This window comes from Ructibacterium sp. SJQ-7, assembly GCF_054696575.1.
This window is the reverse complement of the sequence record NZ_CP195193.1, coordinates 260122-271868: the sequence shown is the minus strand read 5'-3', so window position 1 is coordinate 271868 and position 11747 is coordinate 260122. Positions and strand designations below refer to the sequence as shown.

The 11747-nt window shown below is 35.5% G+C and carries 11 protein-coding genes; 3 read left to right on the top strand and 8 right to left on the bottom strand.

Features of this window, described 5'->3' with window-relative positions:
- Positions 1-35: 35 nt before the first annotated feature.
- The 3 genes from ACSAMO_RS01285 to ACSAMO_RS01275 are packed head-to-tail and all read left to right on the top strand — an operon-like array spanning position 36 to position 2506.
- Positions 36-806, top strand: a complete 771-nt coding sequence (locus tag ACSAMO_RS01285; RefSeq protein WP_499209623.1) for a protein-ADP-ribose hydrolase — start codon at positions 36-38, stop codon at positions 804-806.
- Positions 757-1629, top strand: a complete 873-nt coding sequence (locus ACSAMO_RS01280) for an SIR2 family NAD-dependent protein deacylase (RefSeq protein WP_499209622.1) — start codon at positions 757-759, stop codon at positions 1627-1629. Before ACSAMO_RS01285 ends, ACSAMO_RS01280 begins: the two co-directional genes overlap by 50 nt.
- Positions 1630-1633: 4 nt before the next feature.
- Positions 1634-2506 (top strand): DUF5131 family protein, encoded by an 873-nt coding sequence (locus ACSAMO_RS01275; RefSeq protein WP_499209621.1) that lies wholly within the window; start codon positions 1634-1636, stop codon positions 2504-2506.
- Here the strand turns inward: ACSAMO_RS01275 and ACSAMO_RS01270 are convergent.
- From ACSAMO_RS01270 to ACSAMO_RS01235, 8 genes are all read right to left on the bottom strand, one after another.
- Entirely contained in the window at positions 2503-3402 is a 900-nt protein-coding gene (locus ACSAMO_RS01270) for a ribokinase (RefSeq protein WP_499209620.1), read from the bottom strand. The genes ACSAMO_RS01275 and ACSAMO_RS01270 overlap by 4 nt on opposite strands.
- Positions 3403-3586: 184 nt before the next feature.
- On the bottom strand, positions 3587-5035 hold the full coding sequence (locus tag ACSAMO_RS01265; protein ID WP_499209619.1) for a response regulator transcription factor: 1449 nt from the start codon (positions 5033-5035) through the stop codon (positions 3587-3589).
- Positions 5036-5039: 4 nt separating this feature from the next.
- Positions 5040-5852 (bottom strand): sensor histidine kinase, encoded by an 813-nt coding sequence (locus ACSAMO_RS01260; RefSeq protein WP_499209618.1) that lies wholly within the window; start codon positions 5850-5852, stop codon positions 5040-5042.
- Between the two features lie 315 nt (positions 5853-6167).
- Positions 6168-6725, bottom strand: coding sequence for a hypothetical protein (locus tag ACSAMO_RS01255; protein ID WP_499209617.1), 558 nt, complete (start codon positions 6723-6725; stop codon positions 6168-6170).
- Between the two features lie 192 nt (positions 6726-6917).
- On the bottom strand, positions 6918-7967 hold the full coding sequence (locus ACSAMO_RS01250) for a substrate-binding domain-containing protein (RefSeq protein ID WP_499209616.1): 1050 nt from the start codon (positions 7965-7967) through the stop codon (positions 6918-6920).
- Positions 7968-8040: 73 nt separating this feature from the next.
- Positions 8041-9105 carry an ABC transporter permease gene (locus ACSAMO_RS01245; protein WP_499209615.1) on the bottom strand — a complete coding sequence of 355 codons (1065 nt, stop codon included), beginning with the start codon at positions 9103-9105 and terminating at the stop codon, positions 8041-8043.
- Complete coding sequence (locus ACSAMO_RS01240; RefSeq protein WP_499209614.1) at positions 9105-10094, bottom strand: ABC transporter permease; 990 nt, start codon at positions 10092-10094, stop codon at positions 9105-9107. Before ACSAMO_RS01240 ends, ACSAMO_RS01245 begins: the two co-directional genes overlap by 1 nt.
- A gap of 16 nt (positions 10095-10110) precedes the next feature.
- Entirely contained in the window at positions 10111-11610 is a 1500-nt protein-coding gene (locus ACSAMO_RS01235) for a sugar ABC transporter ATP-binding protein (protein ID WP_412598856.1), read from the bottom strand.
- Positions 11611-11747: the final 137 nt, after the last annotated feature.

Here is an 11747-nt window from a genome sequence, read left to right as displayed (position 1 = left end):
CAAAAACACGTTATAATCATTTCAGAGGTGGTAATATGACACAGTATGAAAGACTTGATTTTCTTATTAATCATCTGATAAGTGAGGACAACAGATATAGCAATATAGTTATCCCAAAAGATTCAGAAGAAAAATTTAATTTATTCCGTTCTCTTGTAAACGTCAGAGAACCGAAACAAATTAGTAACGAATTTATAAAGCTACAAGATGATTATTTGCAAGAACGATTGACGGAAATTAACATAACCGACGCATATGATTTACAAGCAATATCGAACAAATTATACCTTTGGCAAGGCGATATAACAACATTAAAATGCGGTGCAATAGTAAATGCCGCAAACAGTGCAATGCTCGGTTGCTTTGTGCCTTGCCACAAGTGTATTGATAATGCAATTCATACGTTTTCGGGTGTTCAGCTTAGATTGGAATGTAATCGCATTATGAAGCTACACGGTCACAAGGAACAGACTGGTGCTGCGAAGATAACAAAAGCATACAACTTGCCTTGTGATTACATTCTTCATACGGTCGGTCCTATTGTATACGGACATCTTACCGATGAACACCTCAAACTTTTGGCAAGTTGTTATCGTTCTTGTCTTGAGTTGGCTGAATCTAACGGTGTAAAATCAATAGCTTTTTGTTGTATATCAACAGGTGAATTTCATTTTCCAAATGATATTGCCGCACAAATAGCCGTTGAAACAGCGAAAGACTATTTGAAACATTCTGAATTGGAAAGGGTGATTTTTAATGTTTTTAAGGATACCGACAAAAAAATCTATGAAAAATTACTCAGATGAGATAATTCATTTGAAAGAAAAACTTGATAAAGCCGATGCTGTTGTAATCGGTGCGGGTGCAGGGCTTTCAACTGCGGCTGGTTTTACTTATGCAGGCGAACGCTTTGAAAAACATTTTTCTGATTTTAAGCAGAAATACGGCTTTACAGATATGTATTCGGGCGGATTTTACCCATTTGAAACACTTGAAGAATACTGGGCGTATTGGAGCAGATACATCTACATCAACCGCTATATGGATATACCGAATAATTTATATGATATGATTTTGAGTTTGGTAAACGGTAAAGATTATTTTGTTATTACCACTAACGTGGACCATTGTTTTCAGAAAGCTGGCTTTGATAAAAAACGCCTATTTTACACTCAAGGCGACTACGGTTTACTTCAATGTCCTACTCCATGTTGTAATGAAACCTTTGATAATGAAGATAGAATTAAGCAAATGTATAAGAGTCAATCGAATATGAAAATTCCTACGGAATTAATTCCGTTATGTCCGCATTGCAAAAAACCATTAACAACAAACTTGCGCTGTGACAACAGCTTTGTGCAAGATGAAGGCTGGCATAATGCGGCGGAGAGATATGACAATTTTTTACGAACAAGAAAAGGTCAAAATATTGTATTCTTGGAATTAGGTGTAGGCTACAACACACCCGCAATTATAAAATATCCGTTTTGGAGAATGGTATCTGGCAACAAAAATTCAATATACGTCTGCATTAATAAAGGCGAGTCGGTATGCCCAGAGGAAATAGAAAAACAATCAATATGTTTAGATGAAGATATTTATAAAGTTATAAAAGATGTCAGGAAGTGATATAATGCACGATATATGGAATCCGTGGCACGGTTGCGTGAAATGCAGTGAGGGTTGCCAAAATTGCTATATGTATTTTTTAGACCGTGTTCGTGACAAAAGCGGCTCGGATATTTATAAAACAAAATCAGGATTTGACTATCCTCTGCAAAAAGACCGTTACGGTAATTATAAAGTGCAGAGTGGTGAGCTTATTCGCGTATGTATGACGTCAGATTTCTTTTTAGAAGAGGCTGACAAGTGGCGTGAAGAAGTATGGGATATTATAAAGCAACGCAGTGACGTAAAATTTTATTTGCTTACGAAGCGTCCCGAGAGAGTGCATAAATGCCTTCCGTCAGATTGGGGTAACGGTTGGGAAAATGTATTTTTTAATGTTACCGCCGAAAATCAAAAACGTGCCGACGAACGCATTCCGATATTACTTGATTTACCGTTTAAACACAAAGGAATAATGTGTGCTCCATTTATCGGTCCTATCAGTATCGAAAAATATCTGCAAAGCGGTCAGATAGAACGTGTAGTATGTGGTGGAGAAAATTACGACGGTTCACGTCCTTGTAATTTTGATTGGGTAAAATCATTACGTCAAGAATGTGTATCGCATAATATTACATTTTGCTTTATTGAAACGGGTACTTATTTTATAAAAGACGGTAAAAAATATCGTATACCGAAAAAATCTACACAAAGCGAAATGGCGTATAAATCGGGTATGAATTACATCGGTAAACCGATTAAATTTAAGTTGTGTGATAATTTCGGATTTGATATACCCGAAAATGAATTATATGTCCCCCACTATCGCAAAAATTGCGAACATTGTAGCAGTAAACTTATTTGCAACGGTTGTTGTGATTGCGGTAAATGTGATTAAGAACTTTGAAATGAATTTTCAGCCGCTAAAACTTCGTTTAACATAGGTATAGATACAGACGCACCTTTTCTTGATACTGCAATAGCTGATGCAACTGACGCAATTTTTAAGGATTTTTCAACAGTGTTCCCCATTGCTGTTTGTGCAAAAAAGTATCCTGTAAATGTATCTCCCGCGGCAGTTGTATCAATGGCATTAACCTTAAATGGCGGCTGAAAAACAACCTTTTCGGTATCGCCGTACATACTTCCTTCACTTCCGAGAGTAATAATGATTTTAAGTTTTGGATAATTCTTTGCAAAATATTTTAAACCGTCCTTTGGATTATCACATTGGGTAAACTCCGACATTTCCACTTCGTTGATAATTATATAGGAAAGCATATTAAAATCAAGATTTTTTATTTCATCGTTATACGGTGAAGGATTAAATATTATACACATTCCTTTTTTGTATGCTTTTTCTATGATATAGTCTATTTTATTTATTTCATTTTGAAGCAAAAGCATATCGCCTTTTTGAAATTTATCAAGCACTTCATCAACAAATTCTTCGGTTATTTTTGCATTTGAGCCGGAATAAAGAAAAATCGAATTATCACCATTGCGACTTACTTGAATAACAGCGTGTCCTGTTTTTTCGTCTACTTTTTTTATATTAGATATATCGACACCGTTTGACTCTAAAACATCTGTAAGCATTTCTCCGTCAGTTCCGATACAACCTGCATGATATACTTCCATACCGGCCTTAGCTAAAGCGACTGATTGGTTAAGACCTTTTCCACCCGGAAATACTTGCATTGAATTACTTGTTTCTGTTTCTCCTATTGTGACGATATGGTCTAATTTATATACAAAATCAATATTACACGAGCCGAAATTCAATATTTTCATAACAGTCACACTCCCTATAAGACATTATTATTTATTTGTTGGCTTTTTAACTTTACCCAATCCGTGACAATGTGGGCATATAGTTTTGCCTATATCTGGATTCCATACATATTTTTTACCGCAAACAGGACATTTTTTGAATATTGGTATAATTGTCATTTGTATCACTCGCTTTTAATATAATTTATTTATCTTGTGCCGAATATTCGGTCGGCCACATACCAGTTTCACGTTTGAATGTTTTGGAGAAATAGTATGATTCTTTAAATCCGACTGCGTCGGCAATATCTTTTATTCTTAAATCATTATTTTCTTCGATTAATTTCTTTGCTTTTTCTATTCTGTATTTAGTTACATATTCATTGGGTGATACGCCTTTTTGACGTTTAAACAATCGGCTTATATAACTCGGTACAAATCCGAATTCTTTTGATAGAACATCGCTTGTAATATTTTTATTATAATTATTAATCAGATATTCTTCCACTTCATTTGCAAGCTGTTCATATCTGTCAGGATCACGTTTATCGTTTCTCAATGTTGCCAATATTGATATAATATCATCTATAAACGCATCATATGAAACAAAGCTTGCAAGTGCATTGACTAATTCTTTTTTTACACTTGTATTTTTCCGCTTCATATGATTCGGATAATTCAATGTGTAAGCATCCAAAATTATATTCAAAAAACCGTTTATTTCTTCTTGTGTACATTCAGATGACATCATATTATCCAGAACTGTCGTCAATTTATTCTTTAAATCATCACTTTTATTTTTTATTGCAAACACTATACTGTCAACGTCCGATTTAGAATATGGCTGTGATATATCTTCGTAACTTTCCGATGTAGAATTACAACACAATAATTGTGATTTATTTAAGATAAGGTGCTTTATGAGTTGTTCTCGCAGTTTGCTGAAATACTTTCCTGTATCCTTAAATAAAACTCCTTTTTGATAAACAATAATTACAGGAAGATTTTTGTTTGAAAATCCATCATAAATTTTGTGTATTAATTCCTCTTGCCTTTCTTCTGTTTCGGCAGTGATAACCATAAGCCGTTCAGAAAGCATATTACTGTTAAAGAAAATATATTCTTCCGACGGTGTAAGCAGATTATCCATAAAAGTATCAATTCCCGAATCCGTCCAAAAACGTTCACCGGGAAGAAGGACTTCCGAACCGTACAATAAATATGCTCCGGCACACGCAAGAACTACTATTGTATTATTATCGTCTGACATTTTACTTTTACTGCCTATCTCACTTTTTATCCTTGCCGTAAGCTCACTTACCTTATCTTTTGATATTGGCTTTAACAGATAGTCAAACACCTTATATTCTAAGGCTTTTCTCGCATATTCAAAGTCAGAATATCCGCTTACGATTATAACTTTTGTATCGGGTTTATTCTGATAAATCCAACCGGCAAGTTCAATTCCTGTCATTATAGGCATTTTAATATCTGTAATAACAATATCAAAATCTTCATTTTTCAATTTTTCTACGGCACTCTTACCGTTTATGCAACATTCTTTAACACAAAAATCAGAATCAACCGATTCTAAAGTTGATTTAATCATTCGCATAATCGGAGGCTCGTCCTCAGCAATAAGCACTTTAAACATATTTTTACTCCCCCACAACAATTTTTATTTCCATACCGTTATCGTTATATATATCGTATTTGAGATTTTTGTTGTGCGTCATAGTAAGACGGACTATTGTATTTACAATACCCAATCCGCCGATATTCCCCACTTGTCTTTCATTTAATGCTTTATCTATTTTGTCTTTTATTTCGGCAATTCTTTCTTCGGATATTCCCGAACCGTTATCCTTTATGATAAGTTCCCATCTATCTTTCGTGCCTATCATCTTTATATCAATATTCCATGGTGGCTCTTTTTCTTTAAAAGCATGTATAAAACAGTTTTCTGCAAGCGGTTGTATAAACAATTTTGGCACCGGAATGTTCATCAAATCATCTGAAACATCAATCTTATAAGAAAAATAATCCTCATATCTTGATTTCATCAATGCAAGATAATTTTTTGTATGGAGTATTTCTTCTTTAAGCGGTACAGTAACTTTTTGATATGCTGCAACGTATCTAAGCATATCAGACAATTCGACGCACATTGTGGAAACACTGTCACAGCCCGCCTCACTTCCGGCAGAACTGATTACCGCCAACATATTGTACAGAAAATGAGGATTCATTTGAGCCTGCAAAGCAAGTGCATATGCCTTTTTCTCTTGAATAATCGAACTATTCATTCTTTCAAGCATTTTTTCAAAACTGTCCTCAAGCTCTTTTATTTCATCAATAGCATCATCGTTGATGTGAGCCATTTTATCATCCGGTGCGTCAATTTTGCAAACGTGATTTGCTAATTGTGAAATCGGTTTTATAACTTCTTTTCCGATAGTTCGGCTTATCAAGAAGACAAACACTAATAATATTGCATACAAAGCCACAAAAATCGATAAAATAAATATTATATTTGCCTTTGTATTTGCCACGGGTGTTCGTATCATTATTTCCCAGTTTGCATTATTGACAAATGCCTAAGAATACTCGCTTCTTTCTCTTTCTGTATATACGGTCGGATATATAATTTTTCCGTTTGAACGGTCACAAATTAAAATCTCGGCATTATCTTCCGTGTGCAGCATTTGCTCAAGCCTGTCTACACTTGCTCTAACCTCAATTATACCGCAAACGGTATCGGAATAATCATTTTTAAGACTCTTTTTTTAAGTTATAAATTCTCTTGTACTTTCTGTCCAAGGATTTTCCGATGGTGCGGTTATTATTTTATCGTCGTTTTCTTCGATTTGATTTAACTCTATGGCATAATTCATATTTTCCATAGTGCTTTGAAATTTCTTTTTATCAATGAAGTAATTTTGATTTGATACAAAATCACCGTATCCGTTATAAACCGATATATTGAAATTACCGTTTCGATCAGTAATCAATCCGTTAAGGATAGATGAAACGTCAATTCCAAGCAAGACATTATTATTGAAAAAATTACTTTTATCATTTTTGGTATTGTTAAGGTTATAAAAAATATTTATTATACGAGGTTGACGTTTTACTTGTTGTGCAAGTACGTCTATTTCTTCTATGTATGTGTCGACCTGTCGAGCCATTGTTTCCGCAATTTTCGTCCCTGCATTTTCTGCCTCATAATTAAGTTTTGTCACAACAGAAAAGTACATTACAATCATTGCTACAGCTAAAATCAAAGCTATAAAAATCAAATATGGTCTGACAACTCTTTCAACAAGTCTTGAATGTTTTTTCATATCAAACTCCGTTTTTATTACATTTAGTAAAAAACTACAAATCATAGAAATATACAATCAATATATTGTACTATATTAACATATTAATTATACTCTATCGGCATTATATTTGTCAACGAAAAAATGTCCCTTTTAATAAAGGGACATTTTTTTAGGGGGGAAATAATACAATTAATCAGTAATTAACTAAAATCAATAAACTTCTTTCCACTCAGCAATGTTTTCTGTATCAAATTTGAATGGATCACCAAGCATTACTTCTGTACCACCATCTGCAGCTTCTGTAATCTTCTTTTCACCAAGGTCACCGGCATTAAATGAACCGCCTACATCACCTGTAATTGTGCCTTTTACAAGTGCATCCATTGTGTAACCTGACAAATAACCTATATCAACAGGATTCCATAGATACATCCAAGGACAAGTACCATCTTCGATAAACGGAGCCATTTCCGACGGCAAGCCAAGACCTGTTAGTTTTACATCTGACTGTTTATCTTGCAATACCTTACCTGCGGCAAGCATACCTACAGTTGTCGGAGCAATGATAACTTTAATAGATGAATCTGTCAAAAGTGCTTGTGTTTCTGATGTTGACTTTGTTGGGTCATCGTCACCGTATGCAACTTTTATAAGTGGTGTATTTGCATACTTTTCAGGATTTTCTTCCAATTCTTTCTTCATCCATTCAATCCATAGATTTTGGTTTGTAGCTTGTGCTGTTGCAGACAATACAGCGATACCGCCGTTACCGTCTACCATTTCATAAGCCGCTTGAATTAGTCCTCTGCCGATTTTTTCAGGATCGGCTTGTTGAATATGAGTTTGTCTTGAATCTTTATTTACAGCACTGTCAAGCGAAATAACCTTAATACCTGCGTCCATAGCTTCTGTCAATGCAGGTTGCAATGCGTCTGCATCGTTAGCTGCAATAGCGATACCCGCAACGTTTTGTGCTACAAGCTGATTGATAATTTCAATCTGCTTTTCCGGTGTGGCTGCTTCAGGGCCTTTGTAAAGTGGTTCTGCTCCGATTTCTTTACAAGCCTTTTCAAAACCGTCATATACTTTCTGCATATAAGGATTTTGTACGTCTTTCGCCACAAATGCGTATGTACCGCTTGCCGATGAGCCATCTGAACTTTGAGATGTTGTGCTTCCGCCACCACCTCCGCAACCTGCCATCATAGTTGCTCCGATTATTGCCGTTAGACCTAATACCAATAGTTTTCTTGCTTTCATGTTTAAAACCTACCTTTCTTATTTTAAAGTTTTCCTTTATTTTTCGGAGTTTCCTACTCCGATTGATACTAAGTTATTTTTGCGACTTTGTCGCCATTGCTTTAAGTTTTTTGAACCAATTCATATTACCGATACTATCTCTGAAACTTGGAATTGCAACTGCAATTATCAATAGTAAACCTACAACTATCATAATAATCTGGCTTGATGCGTTGATTAGACCAAGACCATATCTTAGATAACCGATTACCATAATAGCAAGTGTTGCACCAAGTATTCTTCCTTTACCGCCCGAAGTTGATACTCCGCCAAGTACAGCCATTGCTATAATATCAAGTTCATATCCCTTTGCAACGTCAGGACGTACACTTGACATCTTTGAGGCAAGGTAAATTGCTGCAATTGCTGATAATAAACCTGTCATTGTATAAACAATAATTTTAATCTTATCTGTTTTTACACCCGAGAATTTTGCAACCGTTGTTGAATTACCCATTGCGTAACATCTTCTGCCGAATTTTGTGTAGTGAAGAAGATAAGCAAAGAACAAAGCCTCAACTACTACAAATATTAATGCGTATGGAACCATTCCACCGATTTTACCGGCTGCAATTTGTGTAAACCAATTTGGGAATCCTCCCACCGAATTGGTTTCCAAAATAATCTGTGCTATTCCTCTGAATATTATCTGTGTTGCAAGCGTTACAATCATACTTGACAATTCAGGGAATTTTACAAGGATAATTCCGTTAATTAAACCGCATACAGTGCCTGTGACAAGTGCAAGACCGATTGCTCCAATCATCGGAACTCCTGCGTCAAACGCAACACCCATAATTGTTGCTGAAAGAGCCATAATTGACGCAACACTGATGTCGATTTCACCGAGCATTAATACGAATGCCATCGGAAATACTACTATTGCTTTATCCAAGAAGTCACGGGTTGCATTTAAAATTGATTTTGCGTGTGCATAATACGGTGACGCGGATATATTAAATATATTTACCAATATAAGCATTAATACAAGCATCCACTCCCATTGAAAAAGAAATCTCTGCCAAGAAAATCCTCTTTGGGCTGATATTGTTCTTGTACCGTCACTGCTTACAGCCTGTTTTACATACTCTTTAGCCATCAGATATTCCTCCTTCTCAATGCTTTCATTTCAACGTTTCTTTGAATTAACGAGTTTGCTATAATTGAAAGAAGTATAATCAAACCGCGAATTGCCTCTTGCCAGAATGAAGATACATGGATAAGCGGCATTGCGTTGTTAAGAATACCAAGTAATACAGCACCCAACAATACGCCTTGTACTCTGCCTGTACCGCCATTAATGCTTACACCGCCAAGTACGCAAGCTGCGATTACATTCATTTCATATCCGGTACAGGTTTCACCTTGAGCAACTCCGTATTTACAAACATAAAGTATACCGCCTAAGCCGGCTACCGCACCTAATATAGTATAAACCATAATTAATGTTCGATCTGTTTTGATACCCGAAACTCTTGCACTTTCTTCACTGTTTCCTACTGCATAAATCTTTCTGCCCGTACGGGTTTTATTTAGGAAGAATGCGGCAATTATATAAACAACTATTGCTACAACTATAAGATTATTTATACCAAGAAACTTTCCTGTCGCGATTGACAGAAACTTTGTACCCATTTCCTGTTGTTTTACCCAACTTCCGTTAGCAACTAAATATGTAAGTCCGCGATATATATTCATCATACCGAGTGTTGCGATAATAGGTAATATTTTCAGTTTAGCAACCAATGTACCGTTTATGAAACCACATACGATACCGACTGCTATCGATACTAAAATTATTACCACTCCGGGAACTGCTTGATTATTTTTAAGTATCGTTCCGCCGACCATTGCACCCAACGCCATTATCGAGCCGATTGAAAGGTCGATACCGCTTGTGATAATTACCATCATCATGCCTACCGCTGTAATTGCAAGAACTGCCGTTTCTGTGAACATATCGGAAATGTTTTCAAGTGTGAAGAAGTTTCCTCCACTTCTTATTTCAATAAATACAGAAAGTGCAATCATTACAATAACTAAGCTGATTTCACGAATATTCGATGAAAAGAATTTTTTTAACTTCATAATTAAATTACACCTCCTACATATTCATTGCGGCCTCAAGAATTTGTTCTTGAGTAACGCCTGTTGCATCTGCAAAAATCTTAGATACTCTGCCCTCTTTCATAACAAGGATTGTATCTGCCATACCCAATACTTCCGGCATTTCCGAAGAAATCATTATTACTCCGAAACCTTGTGCCGCCAATTCTGACATGATTTCATATATCTGTGCTTTTGCACCTACATCGACACCCTTTGTCGGTTCGTCAAGGATAACTACTTTCAAATCGGAATTTAAAACCTTTGCTACGATAACCTTTTGTTGATTACCACCTGACAAACTTGACGCCTTATCAAATACAGAAAGAGCCTTTGTTTTAACTTTTTCCAAAAGTTCTTTTGAACGTTCACGTTCTGCTTTTCTGTTTATAACAGTGAACTTAGTAAATTTTTCAAGTGTTGATAATGTTACGTTTTGTCCCAATCCCCAATCAAGAATCAGACCTTGTTTTTGTCTGTCCTCAGGCAAATATCCGATACCTGCTTTCATAGCGTCTGACGGATGTCTTATTGAAAGTGTTTTTCCTTCCAAAATGACCTTTCCTTTATCGGGTCTTTCAATACCCATAATACCTTGACATACTTCTGTTCGTCCTGCACCGACAAGTCCTGTCATAGCAAGGATTTCGCCCTTGTGAAGTGAAAAAGAAACATCTTTGTAGTATCCTGTCTTTGATAATCCCTCAACTCTGAAAATTTCTTCTCCTCTTTCAACTTCTTGCTTAGGATAAATTTGAGAAATTTCACGTCCGACCATTTTTGAAATCAATACTTCATTTGAAATTTCATCTACATTCCATGTACCTATGTACTGCGAGTCACGAAATACGGTTACTCTTGTAGCAAGTCTGTACATATCTTCAAAACGATGCGAGATAAATATTATTGAACAGCCTTCATCTCTAAGTTGTTCTGTAATTCTGTATAATTCCTCACATTCTCTTTTTGAAAGAGCCGCCGTAGGCTCGTCCATTATGATTATTTTTGCATTTGTAGAAATGGCTTTTGCAATTTCTACTATCTGTTGTTCCGCAACTGTCAGATTACCCATACTTGAATGTGGGTCAATGTCACTTCCCAATCTCTCCAAAAGTGCTTTTGCATCCTTGTGCATTTGTTTCCAATCAATTGTATGGAACTTTGTCATTTTCTCGTGCCCTATGAAAATGTTTTCTGTTACACTTAAATGTTGATATGCCGTACCGTGCTGATAAATAGCGGCAATACTTAATTTTTGTGCATCTTTAGGATTTTTTATTTCTACTTTTTCGCCGTTAATGAATATTTCACCTTCTTCAGCTTGATGTACTCCGGTGATAACTTTTATGAATGTTGATTTTCCTGCACCGTTTTCACCCATAAGAGCATGTATTTCACCTTGTTTTAACTGAAAGTGAACATTATCAAGAGCCTTTACTCCGGGGAATATTTTCGTTATTCCTTTTAGCTCAAGAATGTATTCAGACATCTCTCTCATTCCTTTCTTTGTTTATTTGTTGACTTTATTTTAACTAAAATCATTAATATCTTCAATGGAAAAAATCGAAAAGAAGATGTAAAATTTTAAAAAGTGTATTATTTTAAATTTTTCTATCGTGTTAGTTGTGCAGATAA

What these genes read in the sequence shown, in the direction of transcription:
- ACSAMO_RS01285 (WP_499209623.1), top strand. Translation starts at nt 36, where the DNA reads ATGACACAGTATGAAAGACTTGATTTTCTTATTAATCATCTGATAAGT.
- ACSAMO_RS01280 (WP_499209622.1), top strand. Translation starts at nt 757, where the DNA reads ATGTTTTTAAGGATACCGACAAAAAAATCTATGAAAAATTACTCAGAT.
- ACSAMO_RS01275 (WP_499209621.1), top strand. Translation starts at nt 1,634, where the DNA reads ATGCACGATATATGGAATCCGTGGCACGGTTGCGTGAAATGCAGTGAG.
- ACSAMO_RS01270 (WP_499209620.1), bottom strand. Translation starts at nt 3,402, where the DNA reads ATGAAAATATTGAATTTCGGCTCGTGTAATATTGATTTTGTATATAAA.
- ACSAMO_RS01265 (WP_499209619.1), bottom strand. Translation starts at nt 5,035, where the DNA reads ATGTTTAAAGTGCTTATTGCTGAGGACGAGCCTCCGATTATGCGAATG.
- ACSAMO_RS01255 (WP_499209617.1), bottom strand. Translation starts at nt 6,725, where the DNA reads ATGAAAAAACATTCAAGACTTGTTGAAAGAGTTGTCAGACCATATTTG.
- ACSAMO_RS01250 (WP_499209616.1), bottom strand. Translation starts at nt 7,967, where the DNA reads ATGAAAGCAAGAAAACTATTGGTATTAGGTCTAACGGCAATAATCGGA.
- ACSAMO_RS01245 (WP_499209615.1), bottom strand. Translation starts at nt 9,105, where the DNA reads ATGGCTAAAGAGTATGTAAAACAGGCTGTAAGCAGTGACGGTACAAGA.
- ACSAMO_RS01240 (WP_499209614.1), bottom strand. Translation starts at nt 10,094, where the DNA reads ATGAAGTTAAAAAAATTCTTTTCATCGAATATTCGTGAAATCAGCTTA.
- ACSAMO_RS01235 (WP_412598856.1), bottom strand. Translation starts at nt 11,610, where the DNA reads ATGAGAGAGATGTCTGAATACATTCTTGAGCTAAAAGGAATAACGAAA.